This is a genomic window from Microbacterium aurantiacum (assembly GCF_002872075.1).
Classification (GTDB): domain Bacteria; phylum Actinomycetota; class Actinomycetes; order Actinomycetales; family Microbacteriaceae; genus Microbacterium; species Microbacterium aurantiacum_A.
In genome coordinates this window covers 206,159-229,131 of the sequence record NZ_PGGU01000006.1, presented here as the reverse complement: position 1 = coordinate 229,131, position 22,973 = coordinate 206,159, and the positions used below count along the sequence as shown (strand labels likewise).

The following is a 22,973-nucleotide window of genomic DNA, read 5'->3' as shown; positions in this document are numbered from 1 at the left end:
CGACAGGGCGAGTGGGTGGGCATCAGACCCTCCCGAACACGCGGAGGGGATGCTCGATGAGCTCGGTCACGCGGCGAAGGAACCCGGCCGCGTAGCCGCCGTCGCAGACGCGGTGGTCGAAGACCAGCGAGAGCTGGGCGATGCGGCGCACGACGATCTGCCCCTCGACGACCCAGGGCCGCTCCATGATCCGGCCGATCCCGAGAATGGCGACATCGGGATGATTGATGATCGCTGCCGAGCCGTCGACGCCGAGGCTGCCGTAGTTGTTCAGCGTGAACGTCGAGCCGCGGAGGCGCTGCGGCGGCATCGCACCCGCGCGGGCGGTGGCGCTGAGTTCTCGCAGCGCCGCGTCCAACTGCTCGACAGTGAGGGCGTGCGCCCGAGGGATGACCGGAACCATCAGGCCGCGTTCGGTGTCTGTGGCGACGCCGAGGTTCACGCCGTCGAAGGTGATCAGCTCGTCGCCGCTCTCGCTCAGGCGGGAGGCGAGCACCGGGTGCTCCTCGAGGGCCAGCAGCACGAAGCGGGAGATGAGCGCGGTGAGCGAAGGCGCCTTTCCGCCGTCGGGCGCCATCTGGCCCCGAAGCTCCCACAGTGCCGTCGCATCGACGTCGACCCAGACGGTGGCCTCCGGGATCTCGGCGCGGCTGCGGCTGAGCTTGGCGCTCACGGCCTTGCGCAGCGGCGACATCCGCTCGCGGGAAAGGATCGGGAGCCCGTCGAGCTCGCCGGCGGTAGCGGAGGAGGTGCCGCGATGGTGCGCGGCCACGCCGTCCACGGCGTCGTCGACGGCTGCGCGCAGAACGTCGGCGCGGGTGATCACCCCGTCGAGTCCGGTGGGGGTGAGCGCGTGCACGTCGAGGCCGAGATCGCGCGCGAGCCGGCGCACCAGCGGAGAGCGGACGGCCACCGGCCGGCGATCCGCGGGAGCTGCGCGCTCGGTCTCGACAGCAGCTCGCTCGACGACGGGGGATGGCGTTGCCGGTGCCGGTGCGGATGCCGTGACGGAAGCGGATGCGGATGCGGATGCCGGTCGCCGCCGCCGACCCTTCGCCGAGCGCTCGGAGGTGCCGTAGCCGATGAGGACGTTGCCGGAGCCGGCGCGCTCCTCCTCGCGATACGCCTCCTGCTCGTTCGACGGCGCCCTCGCGGCATCCGTTCTGCGGACTTCCGCACGTTCTTCGGACGTTTCGCCGGAATCCGTCCGAGGAACGCGCAGATCTCCGTCGGGGGCGCCTGCGGCCGCGACCTCCAGAACCGGCGCACCGACGTCGATCGTGTCACCGGCCGCGCCGTGCAGCGCGGTCACGACTCCGGCGAAGGGCGAGGGCAGTTCGACCACGCTCTTGGCGGTCTCGACCTCGGCGATCGGCTGGTCCGTGACGATCGTGTCGCCGACGGCCACCAGCCACTGCACGAGACCGGCCTCGGTGAGGCCTTCACCGAGATCCGGCAGCCGGAATACCTGTGTCAGGAGAGTGCTCATGCTTCCTCGTCCCAGTGCAGGGAGTCGATGGCATCCAGTACCCGATCGACATCCGGGAGGTACCAGTGCTCGAGCTTGGGCGGTGCGAAGGGAACGTCGAATCCGGTGACCTTGCGCACCGGAGCCTCGAGGTACTCGAAGCAGCGTTCGGACACCCGCGCCTGGATCTCGGAGGCCACGGAGACGTATCCCGGGGCCTCGGCGATCACGACGGCGCGACCGGTCGATCGCACCGCCGCGGTCACGGTCGCGTCATCGAAGGGCGAGAGCGAGCGGACGTCGACGACCTGCACGCTGCGGCCTTCTTCGGCGGCGGCGTCGGCCGCCTCCAGTGCGAGCGGAACCGCCGCGCCGTAGGCGAGGAGAGTGACGTCGGTGCCGTCGCGCACGACCTGCGCCGTGTCGAGCGACGTGCGGAGGCCGGTGTCCACCTCGCCCTTCGCCCAGTACAGCTTCTTCGGCTCGAGGAACACCACCGGGTCGGTCGAGGCGATCGCGGCGCGCAGCAGCGAGTATGCGTCCTGAGGGGTGGACGGGGCGACGACGGTGAGGCCCGGCGTGTGCGCGTAGTACGCCTCGGACGAGTCGCAGTGGTGCTCGACGCCGCCGATGCCGCCGCCGAAGGGGATGCGGATGACCATCGGCATCCGGATCGCGCCTCTGGTGCGGTTGCCGAACTTCGCGACGTGACTGACGATCTGCTCGAAGGCGGGGTAGGCGAAGGCGTCGAACTGCATCTCGACGACCGGTCGCATCCCGTTCATCGCCATTCCGACCGCGGTGCCGACGATGCCGGCCTCGGCCAGCGGGGTGTCGAAGCAGCGATCTTCGCCGAATCGAGCGGTGAGTCCGTCGGTGACCCGGAAGACGCCGCCGAGGGCGCCCACGTCTTCGCCGAACACGACGACGGAGGGGTCCTCCGCCAGCGCATCGGCCAGCGCCCTGTTGAGAGCTGCGGCCATCGTCATGGTCTGTGCGGTCGTCACGGCATCCTCCACCCGCACATCGTCATGGGTGAGCGTCATCGTGCACCTCCGGTGGTCAGCTGGTCGCGGGCGATCTCGCTTCGGAGCAGCTCCCACTGCTCGTCGAGCTGCTGAGAGCGTTCCGCCCGCACGAAGCGGAAGAGGTCTTCGGGGTCGAGGTCGGCATCGGCGTTCATGACCCGGCGCAGCTCGGCGGCGACCTCTTCGGCACCTGCGGTGAGCGCGTCTTCGGCGGCATCGTCGAGCACCCCCAGGCCGCGCAGGTACGAGCCCAGCCGCAGCAACGGGTCGCGGGCGACCCATGCCTGCACCTCCTCGCGTTCCCGGTATCGGGTGTCGTCGTCGGCGTTGGTGTGGGCCTGCATCCGATAGGTGTGCGCCTCGACGAGCGACGGGCCGCCACCCGATCGCGCACGTCCGATGGCCTCGTCGAGCACCGAGAGCACGGCGGCCGTGTCGTTGCCGTCGACGCGCTGCCCCGGCATCCCGTAGCCGATCGCCTTGTGAGCGAGTGACGGAGCGGCCGTCTGGCGCGACAGCGGCACCGAGATGGCGAACTCGTTGTTCTGCACGAAGAACACGACCGGCACGCGGAAGACGGCCGCGAAGTTCATCGCCTCGTGGAAGTCGCCCTCGCTCGTGGCGCCGTCGCCGCAGAGCGCCATGACGACGGTGTCCTCGCCGCGCATCTTGGCGGCATGCGCGAACCCGACGGCATGCAGGAGCTGCGTGGCGAGCGGGGTCGCCTGCGGCGCGACGCGATGGCGGGTGGGATCGTAACCGGAATGCCAGTCGCCCTTGAGCAGCGTCATCGCCTGCCCCGGAGCCACTCCTCGGGCGATGATCGCGACGGAGTCACGGTACGTGGGGAAGAGCCAGTCGTGCTCGCGGAGGAGAAGAGCGGCGCCGACCTGGCACGCCTCCTGTCCGTGCGACGAGGGGTAGACCGCGAGCCGGCCCTGGCGCACCAGCGCCGTGCACTGGTCGTTGATGCGGCGTCCCTCGACGAGGCCGCGGTAGGCGCGCAGCAGCAGATCGGCACTCGGCGCGGCGTAGTGCGCGTCTTCGACCGGGCGTCCATCGGAATCGATGAGCTGCACCGGGGTGTCGCGGGGGAGCAGGGCGTCGTCGTCCATCGGTCCGCCTTCCTTGCCGAACGTGATACGCCCAGCATGCGCCGGAGGAATGCAGTCGTCCACCCTTGAGGCGGTAGTTGTGGACGATTGTGCGATCTAGAGCTACTTGTGGTGCAGACTGTCAGAATCCGATGGCGTTTCGAAGGGCGGCCATGACTGAACTCGATGACACCGACCACGCCATCCTGCGGATGCTGCAGCGCGATGCGCGCGCGTCGATGACGGCCATCGCCGATGCCGTGCACGTCTCGCGCGCCGGTGCGCATGCGAGGATCAAGCGCCTCACCGACGCCGGGGTCATCACCGGGTACACGGTGCGCACAGACCCCGTGCTGCTCGGGCACCATGCTTCGGCCTACGTGACCCTCGCGATCGAGCAGGCGACCTGGCAGGACGTCCGGGATCGGCTGCAGGCGATCCCGGAGGTGGAGCACATGGCGCTCGTCGGCGGCGACTTCGACGTCATCCTGCTGGTGCGTGCGCGCGATGCGCGCGACCTCCGCCGGATCGTGCTGGAGGACATCCAGGCGATCCCCTCCATCCGCTCCACCCGGACCACGCTGATCTTCGAGGACTTCTCGAGGAACTGAGCATCGTCGGTCCCCGGCATCCGCCGTGGGACACTGGTCGACGTGACGGATGCAGTGAAGCGCGGCCGCCCCGGTTACGACCGGCGGGGACTGCTCGATGCCGCGGTCACGGTGTTAAACGAGTCCGGCTACGACGCGACCTCGGTCGCCGCGCTCGCCACTCGGCTGGGACTGTCGAAGGCGGCGCTCTACCACCACTTCGCCTCCAAGGAAGAGATCCTCGAGACGGCGCTCGGAGAGGCGCTCGACGGGCTCGAGGGCGTGCTTCGCGATGCGGCGGCTCCGGCGGCAGGCGACCGTCTGGCCGAGGTGCTGCAGGGCGCCGTTCGGGTTCTCATCGACGAGCTCCCGGCGGTCACGCTTCTGCTTCGGGTGCGAGGCAACAGCGAGGTCGAACGCCGAGCCCTCGACCGACGGCGTGCGTTCGATCAGGACGTCGCCGCGATCGTCCAGGCCGCGCAGTCCGAGGGGGCGGTTCGCGATGACGTCGATGCCGCCGTGGCCACGAGGCTGCTCTTCGGCATGGTGAACTCGCTCGTCGAGTGGTATCGCCCGGCCGGGCCGGAGGGGGCGGAGTCCCTCGCGCGCGATGTCCTCACCGTCGCGCTGGACGGACTGCGCACGCGCTGAGCCCGCACATCCCTTCGCACTCGGACATCTCCGGAGCGCTCCGCGACAAGTGCGCGGCGAAGAGCGGATCGACAATGGAGACAGAGCCGGCGTCCTCACCGCCGGCGCTCGTCTCGCTCGAAGGAGAGTCACCGATGTCCGATTCCGCAGCATCCGCAGCCGCAGCGCTGCTCGACCGCATCCAGGCACCGGCGGGCTCCGGCCGCGACATCCCGGATGCCGCGACGCGAGAGACGATCGGGCGGGCGCCGGTGCATTCGGTCGCCGAACTCGACGACGCCGTCGCCCGTGCCAAAGCCGCACAGCCTGCCTGGGAGGCGCTCGGACACGAGAAGCGCATCGAGCTGCTGCTCGCCGCCGCCGACGCGATCGACGCGAACGCGGAGAGCCTCGCGTACCTGTTGTCGCGCGAGCAGGGGAAGCCCCTCAACGGCCCGAACGCCCGTTTCGAGGTCGGCGCCTGCTCCGCATGGCTGCGCACGAATGCGGCCACCGTGCTCGAGCCGCAGGTGATCGTCGACGACGAGACGCTGCACGCGGAACTCGTCTACAAGGCGGCCGGCGTCGTGGCCGCCATCGGCCCGTGGAACTGGCCCATGATGATCACGACCTGGCAGATCGGTCCGTCGCTGCGGATGGGCAACACGGTGGTGGCGAAGCCCAGCGAGTACACGCCCCTGAGCGCGCTCGCCCTGCTCGCCGTGATGAACGAGGTGCTCCCGCCCGATGTGCTCATCGGCATCTCCGGTGACCGCGAGGTCGGCGCTCGCCTCGCCTCCCACCCCGACATCGCGAAGGTGATGTTCACCGGCTCCACCGCCACCGGGCGCAAGATCATCGAGAGCTCGGCCGGAAACCTCGCCAGGCTCACCCTGGAGCTCGGCGGCAACGACGCCGGCATCGTCCTTCCCGGCACCGACGCGAAGGAGATCGCGCAGGACCTCTTCTGGGGCGCCTTCATCAACACCGGGCAGACCTGCGCGGCGCTGAAGCGCCTGTACGTGCACGACTCGGTCTACGACGATGTCGTGGACGCACTCGCGGAGATCGCAGCGTCGGTCCCGATCGGGAACGGGCTCGATGAGGACAACGTGCTCGGACCGCTGCAGAACAAGGCCCAGTTCGACATCGTCAGCCGGCTCGTGGAGGATGCGAAGGCGAGCGGCGGCCGGATCGTCACCGGCGGCGAGGCCGCGCCTGAGCTCGGAGAGCTCTTCTACCGGCCGACGATCGTCGCCGACATCGGCAACGACGCGGCGCTCGTGCAGGAAGAGCAGTTCGGGCCGGCGCTGCCGGTCATCCGCTACTCCGACGTCGACGAGGCGTTCGGCTGGGCCAACGGAGTCGACGTCGGCCTCGGTGCCTCGGTGTGGTCGAGCGACCCGGACGCCGCACGTGAGGCCGCGACGCGGATGCAGTCCGGCACGGTCTGGATCAACTCGCACGGCGGGCTGCATCCGATGGTGCCCTTCGGCGGTGTGAAGAGCTCGGGCTACGGCCTCGAGTTCGGCGTCGAGGGACTGAAGTCCGTCGCCGTCACCCAGGTCGTGAGCGGTCCGGGCCGGAAGGCCTGAGAGCTCATGCGCTCAGCGATCGTCGTCGGCGCAGGAACCTCGGGATCGATCGTCCCCCAACGCCTGGACGGGTGACGCACCGGCATCCTCCGCCCCGCGCCATCGCCCCTGCCGTCGCCAGATGTCGCGGGTGCCACCCCCCTCTGTTGACGACACCCCCGCTTGCCGACGTCAACAACCAGGGGTTTCGGCGAGAAACGGGGTATTTGTCACGGCGCGGGGAGCAGAGGAGGCGGGGGACGGGCAGGGAGGCTCCCGGAAGGGGCCGGGGTCACGGCGGCCGGATGCCGAAGGCACCCAGTCTCCTGCCGAGGAGCTGCGGTGTCGCGATGTGCGCTGACTCCCAGCGTCCGAGTCGCCAGCCGGTGACGCCGCGGACGGCATCCTCTCGACGCTTCTCCGCGAGGACGATCTCCTCGATGGTGCGCCCTCCCATGAGTTCGGGGTCCGTGTACTTCCCCAATCCGTCGAACTCGCCGAAGCTCAGTGACCCGGGAAAGGCGAAATCCAGCCAGTAGTCCTCGGAGTCCGGTCCCACGACCCTCGTCTGCAGCTCGATCGCCATGAAGCCGAGGCGACGCAGTTGCAGGCGGCTGACGCTCTCGCCGGGCAATTGTGCGCGGCCGTCCGCAAACTCGATCACCCACCGGGTCTGACGGATACCGCGGGTCGTCGCACTCTTCGTCCGCCCGGCCAGCTCACCTCGCCATTCCGCCGTGATCGCGGCATCCATCGTCCGGCCGTCGGAGACGGCGACGACGCGGAGTGCGGCATCCGCGACTGCGACCGCGGCCTCGGCGCTCACGGTTGCGGTCACGTCGAGGACGGTGCGATCGCGGCTCGTGCAGCGGACACCGTCGATCATTGTGACGTCCCGCTCCGGCACGTGGGCGTCGTGCCAGCGGATTCCTGCACGAAGCCGACTGTGACGGCAGCCGTCGATGACGGCATGGACTTCGTTCGGCACCGTCTGATACAGCGGAAGCCCGTGCAGAACCGCCGCCGATACACCCCAGAAGACCGGGCCCGGCGGTGTCGCATTGAGGTGCGCGGCGAGCACTTCCACGAGGTGCTTTCCCTCGTTCCAGAGCTTCTTCCAGTCGCTCGTCCGCACGTACCAGCCGCGTCGCACCCGCTTCAGAGCCCCCGATTCGACGGACGCCCGCATCTGTCGATCGGTGACGCCTGCGTCGAGAAGCTGCAGACGTGAGCGCAGGAGCTTCCTGGCTTGCGGGATCGTGAGCGTCGCCATCCGCTCATCTTCGACCGCCGCCTCCATCGTCTCGGACGGGAATCCCGTCCATGCGAACAATTCGAGCGGATGCGGGAGATGTGCAGGACCAGTGCGGTCCGACGCCGCGGCTTTCCCGACCGAGATCGACCTATGCGCCATGCACCCCCAGTTGTCGACGAGACCCCCGGGTATTCACGTCAACAACCGGGGGTCCCGTCAACAACCGGGGGTCCGTATACAACCAGGGGTCCCGTAAACAACCAGGTCAGCGGTCCAGCGGGCGGGCCGGGTCGAACTCGACGGGATGCGTGGTGTGCGAGATCAGACGGCCGTGAGCGCCGAACGTGAAGTGCGTCGGTGTCGTGCCGGCCTCATCCCAGCCGAAGAGCACGCCGTGCGAGCGGATCGCCTTCTGATCGCGGTGGTCCGCGATCGTGACGGAGCCGCACGGGATGACCTTCTCGCGCCAGGTGAAGACGTAGATGCCCGGGCGGATGCGCCAGACCGTATTCGCGTCGGTGTCGGCGAGTCCCTGTTCCGGCCCTGCCAGGCACTGCCAGGTGTACCAGTGCGGGGAGAGGTAGACGTGCTCATAGGCGTGGGTGCTGGAGTACACCCAGAGCACGCGGCGGCCGATCAGCTCGGTCGTGGGAGCGGGCGCTTCGCCGTTCGTCTCGATGCCCTCGATGAGGCTGGGCGCGAACGCCATCTGCACGGCGGTCTTGCCGAGCGATGCCTGGCCGAGGATCGAGATCACGGAGAGCGCGTGGCCGCTGCGGAGGTCGAGGATCAGTGTGACGGCCTCATTGGGCAGGTACCTGTGGTGGAACTGCGCGTAATACAGGTCCTGGTCGACCTCGATGACTTCGCAGTCATCGGTGTCGGATGCGGCGGCGGTCGGATCGCCCTCGCCGGGCTCGTAGCTCCAACTGACGGTGCCGGGGCCGAATGTATGCCTGATGCGGGTTCCGCGGTCGTCGACGACCGTGAACGTGCGGCCGTCCAGATCGTCGCTGAGCTCGGCCTTGCTGGCGTCGAAGCCGGGAGCGAGGCCGTCGAGCGGCAGCCAGGTGGACGTGTCGGAGAGGTTGACGTCATCGGTCATGATGCATGCTTCCTTCGTGGTGGGAGGGGTCTTCGGAGTTCAGCGATCGCTGAACTTCTCGAGGTCGGTGGCGAGTTCGTCGTAGATGACGGGCTTCGCCCGCTTCAGGTATGCGCCGTAGGCGATGCCGCCGATGATGGCGAGCACGAGCAGCAGCGGCATCATCCGGATCACGGGCTCGCTGGATCCGGCGACGATGTCGAAGTTGATCACGGCGAGGATGGAGATGGTGGCGATTCCGAGGAATCCGATGCCCGGGGCGATGAAGGTGCTCCACCAGCGGGGGTCCTGGCGCCGGCGGAAGTACGTCACGATCGAGATCGCGGCCAGCCCCTGCAGGATCAGTACGCTGAGCGTTCCGAAGCCGAGCATCGCCGGGACGAGGATGAGGATCGGATCGGCGCCGGCGATCGCGAAGATCACGGCGACGATCGCTGCGAATCCGGCCTGCACGACGCCCGCGAGCGCCGGCGCTCCGTTGCGGCGGGTACGGGCGAGCGCATGCGGCAGGATGCGGGCACGGCCGAGCGAGTAGAGATAGCGGGTCGCGGAGTTGTGGAATGCGAGCATCGCCGCGAACAGGCTCACCAGCAGCAGCACCATCATGACCGTCGTGAGCGGTCCGCCGAGGTACTGCGCCGAGAGCGAGAAGATGAGGTCCCCGGTGGGCAGGTGCTCGAGTGCGGTGGTCTGCGCCTGTGCGACGCCGGTGGCGCTGACGACGGCCCAGGTGGTGACGCCGAAGATCACGCCGATCGCGATGATCGAGGTGTACGTCGCGCGCGGGATCGTCCGCAGCGGCTGCTTCGCCTCTTCGCTGAACAGCGCGGTCGCCTCGAAGCCGAGGAACCCGGTCGCCGCGAGCAGCAGGCCGATCGGGAGCGAACCGGAGAACACCGCTTCCGGGCTGAACGCGGCCACGTCGTAGCCGGTCTGCACGAGCACGGAGATGTCGAACACGACGAGCATGAGCACTTCGAGCACGAGGCACACGCCGAGGATCTTCGAGGAGAAGTCGACGCCGATCCTGGCGAGCACGAAGCACACCGCGATCGAGAGCAGGCCCCAGACGATCCAGTGCATGTCGAACCCGGTCAGGTCGCGGATGATCGCCTGCATGAAGAAGCCGCTGGTTCCGATCGTGCCGACGACGAAGAAGTTGTAGCCCAGGGTTGCGATGAGGCCGGCGATGAGGCCGCCGGTACGACCGAGGCCCTTGACGACGAAGGCGTAGAAGCCGCCGGCGTTGACCAGCTGCTTGGACATCTGCGCGTAGCCGATGGCGAACAGCAGCAGGATCGCCGCGACGATGAAGAACGACATCGGGGTGCCGCCGCCGTTGCCGAGCGCGATCGCGATGGAGGCGACGACGACGATGCCGGTGAGCGGCGCGACCGCCGCCAGGACCAGGAAGACGATCCCGGCGACGCCGAGGGCGCCAGGGCGCAGGGCGGTGTGCTCCTGCGGTACTGCGGTCGTATCTGCCACGTCGGCTCCTTTGTCGGGTGTCCCCGTGTTCGCACAGTGCGGACGACGGGGGTTGTCGTTAGAGCGAGTCTGCTCGCGAGCCGACCTCAGCGCTTGTTCCTGAGTGAAAGACGATGGTGTGAGCGCGCACGGACAGAGGGGCGACGTTCGCCAGGCGGCGACGCAGGAGCAGGATGACGGTGAGGGCACCGCCGTCATCAGGCAGTGCCCCTCGAGGTCGTTGAGGCGGACGGAGGGTGCGATGGATCTGCAGCTGAGCGGCAGGACGGCGCTGGTCACGGGCGCGGCGAGCGGGATAGGTCGTGCGGTGGCGCTGGCGCTCGCCGCGGAGGGTGTGCGGGTCGCGCTGCTTGATCGCGATGCTCCGGGGGTCAGGGTGACGGCTGACGGATGCCCCGGCGCCGTGCTCGTTCCCGCTGATGTCACCGACGAGGCCGAGGTGCGCGACGCCGTCGCCACAGCCGTCGTCGAGCTCGGCGGCCTCGACGCCGTGGTGTGCTGCGCCGGTGTCTCGGGGCCGGTCGGCTCGGGCATCGAGCAGACCAGCCTCGCCCAGTGGGAGACGGTCTTCGCCGTGAACGTCACGGGTCCCTTCCTCGTGCTCAAGCACGCGTTGCCGGCGCTGCGCGCATCGGTGGCGGCATCCGTCGTCCTCCTCTCCAGCGACTCGGCACTCGTCGCCTCTCCGGGGATGGTGCCGTATTGCGCGTCGAAGGCGGCGCTGGTGCAGTTCGCCAGGGCGCTCTCGGTGGATCTCGCCGGGGACGGCATCCGCGTCAACACCGTCGCGCCCTCGATCGTGGACACCCCGATGAGCCGCGATGATCTGGGAGCCGGCGACGGCTTCGGCGACGCGATCTTTCCCGTGCAGACGGCCGACGAGGTCGCCGCGCACGTGTCCTACCTCGTTTCGCCCCGCAGCCGGGCGATCAACGGCACCACGATCGTCAGCGACTTCGGGTACACCGCACGCTCGGGATTCCCCGCCTAACTCGTACACAGAAGCCAGGAGAAGCGAATGACAGGTTCGATCGGATCGACGGTCGCGGGACGCGTCGTCGTCATCACCGGCGGCGGCACCGGCATCGGAGCGGCGATCGCGGAGCGCTACGCGGCCGAGGGAGCGCACGTCGTCGTGGTCGGGCGCCGTGTCGAGCCGTTGCGGGAGGTGGAGCGGACGGTCGGCGCGCATCCGGTCGTCGCCGACGCAGCCGACACCGACTCGGCGAGGGCCGCGGTCGCCGAAGTGCTGTCGAAGTACGGACGACTCGACGTGCTCGTTGCCAACGCGGGCGGGCATGGCTTCTCGTCCGTGGGCGACACGGATGACGCGGGCTGGGAGGCGTCTCTTCGGGCGAACCTGACCACCGCCTTCACCATGGCGCGTGAGTCGCTGCCCGCCCTGATCGAGGCCAAGGGGCAGATCGTGATCGTGTCTTCGCTCGCCGGTCTCTTCGCCGGTCCCTCGGTCGCGGGCTACACCGTCGGCAAGCACGCGCTGATCGGACTGACCCGGTCTCTCGCGCGCGACTACGGTCGGCACGGCGTGCGGGTGAACGCGATCTGCCCGGGGTGGGTGCAGACGCCGATGGCCGACGACGAGATGGATGAGTTCGCCTCGCACGCAGGCCTGGACTCACGCGAGGAGGCCTACGCGACGGTGACGGCCGACGTGCCGCTGCGTCGCCCGGCGCATCCGAGTGAGATCGCCTCGGTCGTGCGCTTCCTCGGGTCGGGGGAGTCCTCGTACATCACCGGGGCCGTGATCGTCGCCGACGGCGGCTCGCATGTCGTCGACCTTCCGACCATCGCGTTCGATCACGCCGGGATGTAGCTGGCACGATCCGACCGCTCGCGCTCCAGCAGCTCGCGTTCCGAAGGAGATCTCACGTTCCGGAGGCAAGATGTTGTTGTGGCTCCTTCGCAGCGTGTGATCTCCTTCAGAGCGTGCGATCCGGCTCCGTGAGGTGAGACGCGGCACATCCCGAATCGGTGCGGGAGTCCGTTGGGGCGATGTCACGCTCCCAGTCGTCGGGCGACGCTCGATTCGCTGGCGGTCGCTGCTCTCCGTGAGTAAGGGCGCCTCTCGTTCTCCGGTCGTCGAGCGAGCGGAGCGGGTCGACAAGTGTGCTTCATCCAGGGTCCGTCGACGGGACGGATGCCGATAACGGCGGCGCGAGAAAACTGGTCAAAATGTTTCTCTGATCTGCTGGTTTTCAGGGTCAGAATGTCGGTGGCCCCCTGTTGAATGGAGGCATGAAGAACCCGCTGTCTCTCCTGGACCAGGTCGTCTCCGACCTCGACCGGGTGCTGAGTGCGGACGGGTTCGGAACACTGTCGGATGCCGATCGGATGGACGTACTCCGAGTCGCGGGGGACGCGTTCCGCCGCATCGAGGCCGTCATCGTGGAGACGACTGCCTCGGCCGAGTCGGGATTCTCTGACCAGTGCGGATGCCGGAACATGAATGAACTCCTGCAACGTGTGCTGCGCGTGGATGCGCCGGGGGCGGCACGGGTGGTGAAGGCCGCGGATCTGGTGCACCGAGACGTGGAGCTCACTTCGGGGGCGCCGTTGCCGGCGCGGTGGCCGGCATTGCGGGAGGCGATGCGGGACGGGACGATCGGAATCGCCGGGCTGCTCGCGGCGACCGGGCCGATCGACCGTGCCGGGGTTCGGATCGGGCTGGCCGATCGGTTGCGGGCGGATGCGGAACTCGCGCACCAGGCCCGCGGGTACGCCCTCGCCCTCGCCGGCGTAGATGCCGACGTTGACGTTGATGCTGATGCTTGGGTCGCTGAGCCTGTCGAAGGGTCCGACCCCGCGGAAACGACGGTGTCTGACTACGTCGCCCCACCGGCGACGCCGGAAGACTTGAAGCAGTTCGCGCAGCTGGTCGCGATGTATCTGGATCCGGACGGGTCCGCCCCGTCCGCGGCGGAGGCCTCCCAGGTGCGTTCCTTCACCGTCGGGCGGCTCCGCAACGGCACCTACCCGGTCCGAGGAAACCTGCTGCCCGAGGTGTACGCCCAGTTGCAGTTGCTCTTCGACGCCCAGCTGAACCCGAAGACTGCTGGCCCGACAGATATGGGTGTGCAGTTCCGGCCCTCCGACGAGATCGACGGGGCGGGCGACGGCGGCAGCGGCGGCGTGGAGGATCCGTTCAACTCGGATCCGCGGAACGTGATCGATCCGCGCACCCGCCCGCAGAAGCAGCACGACGCCCTCGCCAGCGCATTGGGCATCGCCGCCCGCCACGAGGACATGCCGTCGCTGGGCGGTGCGGCGCCGACCCTGGTCGTGCACGTCGACGCGAAAGACTTCGCCGAAGATGACCGTTGGGCGACGATCCCCGGCATCGACACCCCCGTCTCCGCCACCGTCGCCTCCCACACCGCCTGCACCGGAACAGTCCAGCGGGTCCTGTTCGATGAGGGCCGCATCATCGGGATCAGCGTCACCGACCGCGTCTTCACCGTCCACCAAAGACGGGCGATCGTGCTCCGCGACAAGGAATGCCTCATCCCCGGCTGCCACGTCCCCGCCTCCTGGTGCGAGATCCACCACGTCATCGAACACGCCCGCGGCGGACCCACCCACACCGACAACGGGGTCCCGCTGTGCTGGCACCACCACCGCACCCTCGACACCTCCGGATGGGAGATCCGCACGGTGAACGGCATCCCCCAGATCCGCGGACCCGGCTGGTGGGACCCCGCACAGCAATGGCGCACCCCACGACCCACCCTCAGCACCCTCACCCACGTATAGCTGGACCGCGGCGCTCTCAAGCGCCTCAAACGGGTGAACGCCATGGTGCGGGATGGCGATCGTGGCGGCGCGGAGCTGCGTGCGAATCCGGTAGGAGTGAACGCCGCGTCGGAAGACCGGAGGAACACCGCCGCGAGGGTCGTCTCAGCCGATCCTGAGCTCGAACCCGTCACCCGTCGGGATGACCGCGACCTGCGTGAGGTCGTCGACGAGGTAGGTGGGGTGATGCTCGGCCGCGTGCTTCCCGACGCCGATCACGCGCATCCCCGCGGCGAGTCCGGCCTGGATGCCGGCGCCGGAGTCCTCGAAGACCACGCAGTCTGCGGGGTCGACGCCGAGAAGCTCCGCACCGCGGAGGAAACCCTCGGGGTGGGGCTTGGAGGCCGACACGTTCTCCGCAGTGACGGCGAACTGTGGGACGGTGAGGCCGGCCGCGGCCATCCGCGCGTTCATGAGCGCGACGTCGGCGGACGTGACGATCGAGTGGGGGAGCGCCTCGACCGACTTCAGCAGCGCCGCAGCGCCGGCGATCGCGACGACCCCGTCGACGTCATCCGTCTCCGTCGCCAGCATCTCCTGGTTCTCGCGGAGGTTGATCTCGTGATCCCGCTCGGGGAGCATGATCGCCATGCTCTGATGCCCCTGCCTGCCGTGCACGACGCTGAGCACGGTCTCGCGATCGATGCCGTGTGGCTCTGCCCACGCGAACCAGAGGCGCTCCACGACCGCGGTCGAATCGACGAGGGTGCCGTCCATGTCGAGCAGGACGGCGCGGGCGCGGATGGTCTCGGTCACTCTTTCAGGCTACCGTCGGCATCGTCGTGATGAGACGCCGCAGGTGTTCTCGTCAGGCAGCCGGCCGTCGTCAGTGCGCGGAGCGGTACTCGCTCGGCGAGACCGAGAAGGCCGCCTTGAAGGCGCGGCTGAAATGCGCAGCATCCACGAAGCCCCAGCGCGCCGCGATCGCGGCCACGGGCCGATCCGCGAGCATCGGGTCGAGCAGGTCGCGTCGGCACTGCTCGAGCCGACGGGTGCGGATCCAGGTCGACACGGTCATCCCCTGCTCCTGGAAGAGCCCGTGCAGGTGCCGGGTGGAGATGAAGTGAGCGGCGGCGATCGACGCGGGGCCGAGGTCGGTCGAGGCGAGGTTGCGATCGATGTGGGCACGGATGCGCTGCACCAGGACCCTGTGCGGATCAGCAGAGGATTCGTCGAGCCCGAGTTCGCGGGTGAACACGGTGGTGACCAGATCGAGCGCGCTGTGCGCCAGGCGCGCTCCAGTCGTGCCGGCGAGCTGGTCGAGGTTGCCGGCGAGTTGAGTCAGATACGGAACCACCAGGCTTCCCAGGCCCTCCTGGCCGGAGATGCGCACCGCGGTGAGCTGGCCGATCATGTCGGGCGGCAGGCTGATGAGGTGCTTCGGGAACATCACGACCATGGTCCGGAAGTCGTCGTCGAAGACGAGCGAGTACGGGCGATCGGTGTCGTAGACGGCGAGGTCGCCGGTACGCAGCACGGCTTCGCGGTCGTCCTGGATGAGCAGTCCGGTGCCGGCCAGCATGAGGCTGACCTTGAAGTAGGAGCGATCGCCCCGCGCGATGAGCTCGGGCGTGCGCTCGACGACGTGGGAGGTGGCGCGCACATCGTTCACGTGCACCTCGTCGACCGACGCACCCCGGATGACGCCGCGGAGCCGGTCCGCTCCGACGCTCGACACCTGCAGAGGCACGAAGGACTCGGAGACGGCAGCGCGGAACTCGCTGATGTTGCGCGCGACCAGTGTCGACACCGATTCGGCGGGAGAAGCGGGTACACCGATCATGACTGCACACCTCGGGCTGGTGGAAAGACGACGTTGTATACGATCCGTAGATGATATTACCACCGCCGGGCGTCGCGATAGAGGGCGATCCACACCGCCCTAGGATGACGACCGGGAAGACGGTGGAGGAGAACGCATGATGAGCACCCGGGGTGAGCGACTCCTGCAGTTCGTGCGGGCCGCACGGGGGCCGGACGCCTCCGCCGCCGTTCTCGAGGGCGCTGCCCTCATCGTGGGCGCGAGCTTCATGGTCGTGGGGTTCCCGATCGGCCTCCTGGTGTTCTGGGGGCGGGAGATGGCAATCAGTGGCGCCGCGTCGATCGGCGCGTTCGCGGCCTTCGGCGGCGCCCTGGCTGCGATCATCGCCTTCGTTCTCGGACGGCTCGCGGTGCGTCCGGCCGATCGGCCGGCGGATGTCGCACGCGACGGGTTCCCTGTGCCCGGCGATCGACTGCGCTGGTACGACCTCGCTGCGATCGCATTCGCGCACGCCGCGATCGCCTACCTCGGCTGGATCGGCGTCGCCGAACTGCTGGAGCGTGCGTTCACCGATGCGCCGGTCTACGGCTTCCCCGGCGCGGTCCTGGTCGCCGTCGCCGTCGCGCTCACCGGATACGTGTGCTTCCTCAGTGCGGCGGGTCTGACGCCGATGACGCTCTCGCTGGTGCTCACCGTGTTCCTCGTGGTCGGCGCGTTCGCCAGCATGCTGGCCTCCAGCGACGTGCATTGGTGGCGCCAGAACCTCTCCGCCCTCGGCATGAGCAGCAACAGCGCCTCGCAGGCGTTCAACCTCACGCTGATCATCGCCGGTGTCATGGTCACGACGATCGCTCGGTACGCCACCGCCGGTCTCCCCGCCGAGGACCCTGCAGACCGCCGCGGCAGAATCGTCGTGCGCGGGGGCCTGATCATGCTCGGGATACTCCTCGCCTGCGTCGGACTGTTCCCCGTCGACGAATTCCTGCCGCTGCACAACACCGTCGCGACCGGGATGTGCGTGGCCTTCGCCGTCATCGTGATCGGACTGCCGTGGTTCCTGCGCGTCATTCCACGGGTGTTCGTGATGTTCGGCTGGGCATACGTGCTGGTCATCGTGCTGCTCGCTGTGTTCTTCGCGACCGGGTATTACAACCTCACGGCGGTCGAGCTCATCGCCGCGATCCTCATCTTCAGCTGGATCATCGTCTTCCTACGTACGGCGGGGTCCATCGACGCGCCGGTGAAGTCGGTGCCCGACCCGGCCGGGACCTCGGGAGCGGTGGCGTCGCCGGTCGGATACGTAGACTGACCGCATGCCTGATCCGTTCGAGGCCGTCGCCGTCGATCTCGGCAAGTCGCGATGCAGAGTGGCGTCGGGTGCCGGCCCTGACCGCATCACCCGCACAGGTGTCGGCGCGCCGGGGCTCGCCGGTCGTGATGGCGCCGCGGCGGCGTTCGCCGCGATCCTTCCTCTCCTGCAGCCTGCAGCGTCGATCGACGTACTCGGCGTGGGTGCAGCAGGCGCCTGGGCTGCTCCGGATGCCGCCGCTGGCCTCGCTGCACGCCTCGCCGCTCGTACCGGTGCCCGCACAGCGGTGACCTCAGACGTCGTCACCGCCCACGTCGGGGCCTTCCAGGGGGAGGCCGGGGTGCTGCTCATCGCCGGCACCGGCGCTGTCGCACTCGGGGTCGACGACGATGTGCGACTGGTCGACGGATGGGGTCCCGACCTCGGCGACTTCGGCAGCGGCTCCTGGCTCGGGCGTGAGGCGCTTCGCGCCGTGCTGCGCGCCGACTCGGGACTCGGTGAGGACACGACGCTCGTCGCCGTTGTCGGCGACCGCATCGGGGCCGTATCCGAAATCCCGGCATGGCTCGCCGAGGACGGACCGGTCGCCCGGCGGCTGGCTACGCTCGCTCCGCTGGTGCTGGATGCCGCTGCCGCCGCGGATCCGGTGGCAGCGGCCATCGCCGCGGAGGCCGCGCGACTGCTCACCGCATCCGCCGTCGCCGCATCCGCCGGAGGGCCCCTCGACGTCGTCGTGCACGGCGGGCTCACGGAGCACGGCTGGTTCCGCGCGACACTGGAGGCCGCGCTTCGCTCGGCCGGGCGTCGGGTGGTGCCGGCAGCCGGCGATGCATTCGACGGGGCGCTGCTGCTCACCCGTCGCTCCGATCTTCCCCATGAAAGGTTCGTGCACCGTGCAGGATGACAGCCGTCTGACCGAGCTCCTCGACGAGCTCTCGCAACTCGGCACCGAGGCGCAGGACGCCGACCGGGGAGATCTCGACCTGCTCGGCACCGCAGAGCTCGTACGACGCATGAATGCCGAGGATCAGCGTGTGCCGCCCGCGGTGGCCGAGCAGTCCGTCGAGATCGGACGGGCCGTCGACGGGGTCACCGACCGCTTCCGGCGCGGTGGACGTCTCATCTATATGGGCGCCGGCACGGCCGGCCGCATGGGCGTCCTCGATGCGAGCGAGTGCCCGCCCACCTTCGGCACCGACCCGTCGATGGTGGTCGGACTCATCGCGGGAGGGGAGGCCGCGATCCGTTCCGCCGTGGAGAACGCCGAAGACGACGAGCACGCGGCGACCGATGCGCTGCGCGACATCGAGGTCGGCGAGCTCGACACGGTCGTGGGGATCTCGGCATCGGGGCGCACGCCGTACGTCATCAGCGGGCTGCGTTTCGCCAGGGAACGCGGAGCGCTCACCGTGGCCATCGCCTCGAACCGCGGCTCGGCGATCGGAGCGGCGGCCGACATCGCCATCGAGGTCGTCACCGGTCCCGAGTTCATCTCGGGATCCACGCGGCTGAAATCCGGCACCGCGCAGAAGCTCGTGGTGAACATGATCACCACCCTGTCGATGATCAAGCTCGGCAAGACCTACCGCGGGATGATGGTCGATCTGCTCGCCACGAACGAGAAGCTGCGTGCGCGTTCCATCCGCACGGTGTCGACCCTTGCCGGCGTCGGCACTGCGGAGGCGGCCTCGGCTCTTCAGGAAGCAGGCGGATCGGTCAAGCTCGCCCTGCTGATGCTCGCCACCGGGTCATCGGCGGCGGCGGGGGCATCAGCGCTCGAGAGTGCCGGCGGCATCCTGCGCGAGGCGATCGCCGCGCTCCGTTGAAGCCGGTGGCCTGAGCCGTGCTCAGTGGCCGCACGTGCATGCGGCACCGCATCCGCCGCCAGCGGCATCCCGCGTTCCGTGCGCCTGCGACGACTCGGGGACGTCCATCGCAGGATTCTGGTCGAGGAAGCCGTACGGCTTGAACCAGAATCCCGCGTGGTCGACGGGCATGATCGGCCAGTCCTCCGGGCGCGGGAAATGCGTCAGCCCGAAGGTGTGCCAGAGCACGATGTCCTCGCCGTCGAGGGAGCGGTCGCCGGCCGAATATGCGGGGAGTCCGGCGCCGCCCTGGTGCGCGTTCGGGTACCGCCCGGCCGGCCAGATCTGCCCGGCTTCGTGCCGCGTCGCCCAGAGGTGCTTCGTGGCGAAGGTCGCGCGCGCCGCCACGGAGGACGCCGGATCCGCCATCAGCAGCGCGGTCGGCTCGGGGACGAGGTGGTATGCGGTCGGACGGCCCACGCGGTTGGTGCGCGACGCGCTCTGCACCGCCCAGGTGCGGGCGACCGAGGTGTCTGCATCACGCTGCGCCGCGGATTCGGTCGCCAGTGTCGTCTCGGACCACGTGAACGCGTTGCCGAAGGGATTGTCCGGGCCCATCGGGATGCGCTGCGCGTCGACCTCGACGAGTCGGTTGTCCTCGCCGTCGACCGCGACGTCGAGCCGGGCGCAGAAGAGGTGCTGATGCACGGGGGCGAAGACCCCAGGTGCGAGTTCGGTGGCGTGCTTCTGCGGCACGCCGGGCTCGCCCGCGGCGGCGAACACGATGCCGGTGGCCTTGGCGGTGACCTCGATAGAGCCGTCGAGATAGAAGTGCCAGTAGAAGCCGTAGTCGTAGTTGCCGATCGTCGAGAAGTACGAGACCACGAAGCGGCGGGAGCGGCGCACATCGGAGCGGCCGGAGAGCTCGGTGTGCTTCCAGAGGATGCCGTAGTCCTCCTCGTGCATGCAGATCACGTTCGGGATGCGCACGGGGTTGCCGTGGTCGTCGGCGACGTAGCCGTCGAGGTACCGGATGACGCCCAGGCAGTCGCACCCGAGTTCGAGGTGATTGGCGTTCTTGCCGAGGAGGTACTCGCCCGCGTCGAAGTAGCTGATCCAGAACCGGCCGGGCGCGGTGTCACCGTAGGGGACCACCATCTCCGGCACGCTCGCGCGGCTCAGCACGGAACGGCCGTCGAAGGTCACATCGTGCAGCACCAGGCCCTCGCGTGCGTTGAAGTCGACGCGCATCGACCAGTTCTCCCACTCGACGAGAGAGCCGGTCGCGCTGAAGCTCGGGCCCTGCGGCTGCGTGATCTCGATCGGCTTGAGCGTCGTGCGCGCCTCGCCCTGCACCTCGGGCCGGTAGTTGCCGTGTCCGGCGGGTACGGGCACATCGCCGATGTCTTCGACCCGGATCACGCTGTTCGCGGTCAGGTCGATGTGCACGATGAGGCCCTCGACCGGGTGCGCCCAGGGAGAGTCGTCCTCGTCGTACTTGAGGAAGGTGAGCGAGCGGATGACGCGGCGCCCGACCTCGTCGGCGCGTCCGGTGTAGCCCGGTGCGAGCGGCCCGCAGAACGCGAGATCGATGTGCTCCTCGAGTCCGCGCCGCTTCATCGCGGCCCGCCATTCCGGCGAGGCCTTCGCGATCGCCTCCGCGCGCTCGTACTCCTCGAACAGGTACTGGGGCTGCCCGTACGGCGGGGCGTCGTTCGGCACCCGCTCGGTACGGAGGACTTCGCCGCGCGTGATCGAGACGATGACCTCGGTCGCGACACCGGTGGCCGTGTCGAGCAGGGTGACGTCGACGCGGCGGTCGATGGGCGCGCCTGGCTTCCAGGCCGCAAGCTCGTCCTTGGTGGGCTCGTCGGGGAGGAGCATCGGAACGCGGACGGTGTCACCGAGGAGCCCCGCGGACGCGAGCACGGCGCGGGCGGAGGCGATCTCGACGGCGGTGAGCGGATCGAGCGGATGCGGAACGGAGGTCCGGCCGATGGAGACGGGCTGGGGGTGGGACATCGTCGTTCCTCACTTTTTCGAGCAAACGCTCAATAAACGGATTGGGACGATGGTACGACGGTGCGGTGCGCGCGCACAAGGGCAATGGGGGAAGAGCCCGCATGCGCCGGACGGTCGGGCCTCGGCGCGTGTGGTGTGGATCAGGAGGTCAGGTCCGCCAGGGGGAGAGGATGGCGTCGAGCGCCGACAGGTGGGCTGCGGCATCCTGCGGCTCCGTGACCTCCACGACCTGCTGGCCGTAGGTGATCGAGCGGAGAAGAGTCATCACGGCATCCGTGGGCGTCTCCGGACGGAGCTCGCCGCCGGCGACCGCCTGGTCGAGGGTGTCGCGGATGCTCTCCTGCCAGGTCGCGAGGGTGGGGGACGCGGCATCCGGGATCGGCGCGAGCGTCGCGAGTCGTCCCCAGAATCCGACGACGACCCGTGCCTCGGTGCGGGTGCGCTCGTCGATGGGGAGGACCTCGCGCATCATCGCCTCGAGCCGGGCCAATCCGTGCAGCCCCTGTGTCGCCGCGGTGATCCGCTCATCGGTGCGACGGGTGACTTCGGCGGCCGCGGCCCGGATCACGTCGTCGAAGCCGTCGAAGTAGTGCCAGAGGGCGCCGGTCGCGACTCCGAGCTCCTTCGCGACGGCACGGGAGGTGACGCTCTCATGCCCGTCGCGGGCCGCGACGACGAGCAGCGCCTCGGCGATCTGCCGGCGGCGCTCATCATGATCGACGACACGGGGCACCTGCCCATCTTGGCGCATCGGGCACGGGTCTAGCTATTTTGAGCGATTGATCAATATAATCCGGATGTGGACAGCGCGGCGATGGCGTGGCTGATGATCGCGCCGGCGCTCATCGGCGTCGTTCTGTGTCTGGCGTCCGGGCGAGGAGTTCCCTGGCAGGGGCGACAGGCGGTGATCGTGATGGCAGCGGCGATGGTCGCGATGGGGCTGGCCGGGAGGGATCCACGGGTGTCGCTCCTCGTCGGAGCGCTTCTGCTCGCCTCGGCGATGGTCGGCACCGTGGGCGTCCGTGGCGCGGCCGGTGCGCCCTCGTGCTGCCATCGCGCCCTCGGCTGCTTGGTGATGGCGGTGTGCGCGTTCGCCGGACTGGCCGGCTCGGAGATCTCGGATCCGACAGGGCACGGCAGCCACCTCGGAGCGGATGCGGTAGCCGCGCTGGGCGCGATCGGAATATGCGCCCTCATCGTCTGGACGATCGTCAACGGGATTCGCCGACATGCCCCCGCCCGCGCCCGGAGGCGGATGCTCGCCGAGGAATGGGTCATGACCGCCGGCGTCCTCATCATGTGGTCGTTGCACTGAGGTCCGGCCCGGTCCCGGACTGCGCGTCTCCGGTACCGTGGCCGCATGCCTCTTGCTCTGATCACCGGCGCCGCGCGCGCGAACAGCATCGCGGCCGGCATCGCTCCCCGCCTCCGAGCCGCCGGATGGACCGTCGTCACCAGCGACCTCAGCGATGCCGACCACCCCGCCGACCTGTCCACGCACGAGGGCCCCGAGGCGCTCATCGCCGAGGTGAATCGCGCGCACGGCACGATCTCCGCGCTGATCCTCAGTCACGCGCATGACGTCGAGTCCGGCATCCTCGACACCACGGCCGAGAGCTTCGACCGGCACGTCGCCGTCAACGCCAGGGCGAGCCTGCTGCTCATCGCGGCGTTCGCGCGGCAGGCGGGGGAGGACGGCGGGTCGATCGTGGCGCTCACCAGCGACCACGTCACCGGCAACCTGCCCTATGGTGCGTCGAAGGGCGCTCTCGACCGCCTGGTCATCTCGGCGGCACGCGAACTCGGACCGCGGGGCATCTCGGCGAACGTGCTGAACCCGGGACCGATCGACACAGGCTGGATGGACGACGAGACGCGGGACGCGCTCACCGGGATGACGCCGCTGGGCCGGCTCGGGCGTCCTGCCGACGTCGCGGCGACCGTGGAATTCCTGGTGTCCGACGAGGGTCGCTGGATCTCCGGCCAGCTGATCAAGACCGACGGGGCGTTCTCCGCGCAGTTCTGAGGCTCGC

21 protein-coding genes are annotated in these 22,973 nt (G+C 69.1%); 11 read left to right on the top strand and 10 right to left on the bottom strand.

Annotation, left to right across the window (positions count from 1 at the left end; all coding sequences use genetic code 11):
- Nucleotides 1–22: 22 nt before the first annotated feature.
- The 3 genes from CUR96_RS06455 to pdhA are packed head-to-tail and all read right to left on the bottom strand — an operon-like array spanning nucleotide 23 to nucleotide 3,611.
- Nucleotides 23–1,489, bottom strand: coding sequence for a dihydrolipoamide acetyltransferase family protein (locus CUR96_RS06455; RefSeq protein WP_102192457.1), 1,467 nt, complete (start codon nucleotides 1,487–1,489; stop codon nucleotides 23–25).
- Entirely contained in the window at nucleotides 1,486–2,514 is a 1,029-nt protein-coding gene (locus tag CUR96_RS06450) for an alpha-ketoacid dehydrogenase subunit beta (RefSeq protein ID WP_180968963.1), read from the bottom strand. The genes CUR96_RS06455 and CUR96_RS06450 overlap by 4 nt, the downstream gene beginning before the upstream one ends.
- Nucleotides 2,511–3,611 carry a pyruvate dehydrogenase (acetyl-transferring) E1 component subunit alpha gene (pdhA, locus tag CUR96_RS06445; protein WP_102192456.1) on the bottom strand — a complete coding sequence of 367 codons (1,101 nt, stop codon included), beginning with the start codon at nucleotides 3,609–3,611 and terminating at the stop codon, nucleotides 2,511–2,513. The genes CUR96_RS06450 and pdhA overlap by 4 nt, the downstream gene beginning before the upstream one ends.
- 152 nt (nucleotides 3,612–3,763) lie before the next feature.
- Between pdhA and CUR96_RS06440 the strand changes: the two genes are divergently transcribed.
- The 3 genes from CUR96_RS06440 to CUR96_RS06430 all read left to right on the top strand — a co-directional run bounded on the left by CUR96_RS06440 (nucleotide 3,764) and on the right by CUR96_RS06430 (nucleotide 6,405).
- Entirely contained in the window at nucleotides 3,764–4,201 is a 438-nt protein-coding gene (locus tag CUR96_RS06440; protein WP_102192455.1) for an Lrp/AsnC family transcriptional regulator, read from the top strand.
- 42 nt (nucleotides 4,202–4,243) lie between these two features.
- Nucleotides 4,244–4,831 (top strand): TetR/AcrR family transcriptional regulator, encoded by a 588-nt coding sequence (locus tag CUR96_RS06435; RefSeq protein WP_245861101.1) that lies wholly within the window; start codon nucleotides 4,244–4,246, stop codon nucleotides 4,829–4,831.
- Between the two features lie 134 nt (nucleotides 4,832–4,965).
- Entirely contained in the window at nucleotides 4,966–6,405 is a 1,440-nt protein-coding gene (locus CUR96_RS06430; protein WP_102192563.1) for an aldehyde dehydrogenase family protein, read from the top strand.
- A 271-nt stretch (nucleotides 6,406–6,676) separates the two neighbouring features.
- Here the strand turns inward: CUR96_RS06430 and CUR96_RS06425 are convergent, their stop codons facing one another.
- The 3 genes from CUR96_RS06425 to CUR96_RS06415 form a co-directional block, all read right to left on the bottom strand.
- Entirely contained in the window at nucleotides 6,677–7,717 is a 1,041-nt protein-coding gene (locus tag CUR96_RS06425) for a hypothetical protein (RefSeq protein WP_146008131.1), read from the bottom strand.
- Between the two features lie 187 nt (nucleotides 7,718–7,904).
- A complete protein-coding gene (locus CUR96_RS06420; RefSeq protein WP_102192452.1) occupies nucleotides 7,905–8,744 on the bottom strand; it encodes a molybdenum cofactor biosynthesis F family protein in 840 nt (279 codons plus the stop codon).
- 39 nt (nucleotides 8,745–8,783) lie between these two features.
- Nucleotides 8,784–10,232 (bottom strand): APC family permease, encoded by a 1,449-nt coding sequence (locus CUR96_RS06415; protein WP_102192451.1) that lies wholly within the window; start codon nucleotides 10,230–10,232, stop codon nucleotides 8,784–8,786.
- Nucleotides 10,233–10,473: 241 nt separating this feature from the next.
- Here CUR96_RS06415 and CUR96_RS06410 point away from each other — a divergent pair, with 241 nt between their 5' ends.
- The 3 genes from CUR96_RS06410 (at nucleotide 10,474) to CUR96_RS06400 (ending at nucleotide 14,003) form a co-directional block, all read left to right on the top strand.
- Nucleotides 10,474–11,223 (top strand): SDR family NAD(P)-dependent oxidoreductase, encoded by a 750-nt coding sequence (locus tag CUR96_RS06410; RefSeq protein ID WP_102192450.1) that lies wholly within the window; start codon nucleotides 10,474–10,476, stop codon nucleotides 11,221–11,223.
- A 27-nt stretch (nucleotides 11,224–11,250) separates the two neighbouring features.
- Nucleotides 11,251–12,066: an SDR family NAD(P)-dependent oxidoreductase gene (locus CUR96_RS06405; RefSeq protein WP_102192449.1), complete on the top strand. Its 816-nt coding sequence runs from the start codon at nucleotides 11,251–11,253 to the stop codon at nucleotides 12,064–12,066.
- A gap of 422 nt (nucleotides 12,067–12,488) precedes the next feature.
- Nucleotides 12,489–14,003: an HNH endonuclease signature motif containing protein gene (locus CUR96_RS06400; protein ID WP_102192448.1), complete on the top strand. Its 1,515-nt coding sequence runs from the start codon at nucleotides 12,489–12,491 to the stop codon at nucleotides 14,001–14,003.
- Nucleotides 14,004–14,147: 144 nt separating this feature from the next.
- Here CUR96_RS06400 and CUR96_RS06395 read toward each other — a convergent pair whose 3' ends face one another.
- A complete protein-coding gene (locus tag CUR96_RS06395) occupies nucleotides 14,148–14,798 on the bottom strand; it encodes an HAD-IA family hydrolase (protein ID WP_102192447.1) in 651 nt (216 codons plus the stop codon).
- 70 nt (nucleotides 14,799–14,868) lie between these two features.
- The gene (locus CUR96_RS06390; RefSeq protein ID WP_102192446.1) at nucleotides 14,869–15,825 is read right to left on the bottom strand and encodes a helix-turn-helix domain-containing protein; all 957 of its coding nucleotides are present in this window, start codon (nucleotides 15,823–15,825) and stop codon (nucleotides 14,869–14,871) included.
- Between the two features lie 136 nt (nucleotides 15,826–15,961).
- Here CUR96_RS06390 and CUR96_RS06385 point away from each other — a divergent pair, with 136 nt between their 5' ends.
- From CUR96_RS06385 to murQ, 3 genes are read left to right on the top strand one after another with little or no spacing between them, the layout of a single operon-like run.
- Entirely contained in the window at nucleotides 15,962–17,113 is a 1,152-nt protein-coding gene (locus CUR96_RS06385) for a DUF998 domain-containing protein (protein ID WP_245861100.1), read from the top strand.
- A 4-nt stretch (nucleotides 17,114–17,117) separates the two neighbouring features.
- Nucleotides 17,118–18,017 (top strand): BadF/BadG/BcrA/BcrD ATPase family protein, encoded by a 900-nt coding sequence (locus CUR96_RS06380; RefSeq protein WP_102192445.1) that lies wholly within the window; start codon nucleotides 17,118–17,120, stop codon nucleotides 18,015–18,017.
- Complete coding sequence (murQ, locus tag CUR96_RS06375; protein ID WP_245861099.1) at nucleotides 18,007–18,939, top strand: N-acetylmuramic acid 6-phosphate etherase; 933 nt, start codon at nucleotides 18,007–18,009, stop codon at nucleotides 18,937–18,939. Before CUR96_RS06380 ends, murQ begins: the two co-directional genes overlap by 11 nt.
- Before the next feature lie 21 nt (nucleotides 18,940–18,960).
- Here the strand turns inward: murQ and CUR96_RS06370 are convergent, their stop codons facing one another.
- Nucleotides 18,961–20,940, bottom strand: a complete 1,980-nt coding sequence (locus tag CUR96_RS06370) for a primary-amine oxidase (protein ID WP_102192443.1) — start codon at nucleotides 20,938–20,940, stop codon at nucleotides 18,961–18,963.
- Nucleotides 20,941–21,088: 148 nt separating this feature from the next.
- Nucleotides 21,089–21,673 carry a TetR/AcrR family transcriptional regulator gene (locus CUR96_RS06365; RefSeq protein ID WP_102192442.1) on the bottom strand — a complete coding sequence of 195 codons (585 nt, stop codon included), beginning with the start codon at nucleotides 21,671–21,673 and terminating at the stop codon, nucleotides 21,089–21,091.
- A 66-nt stretch (nucleotides 21,674–21,739) separates the two neighbouring features.
- On the opposite strand from CUR96_RS06365, the gene CUR96_RS06360 reads away from it, so the two are divergent.
- Nucleotides 21,740–22,255 (top strand): hypothetical protein, encoded by a 516-nt coding sequence (locus CUR96_RS06360; RefSeq protein WP_146008130.1) that lies wholly within the window; start codon nucleotides 21,740–21,742, stop codon nucleotides 22,253–22,255.
- Nucleotides 22,256–22,300: 45 nt separating this feature from the next.
- A complete protein-coding gene (locus tag CUR96_RS06355) occupies nucleotides 22,301–22,966 on the top strand; it encodes an SDR family oxidoreductase (RefSeq protein ID WP_102192440.1) in 666 nt (221 codons plus the stop codon).
- Nucleotides 22,967–22,973 lie beyond the last annotated feature (7 nt).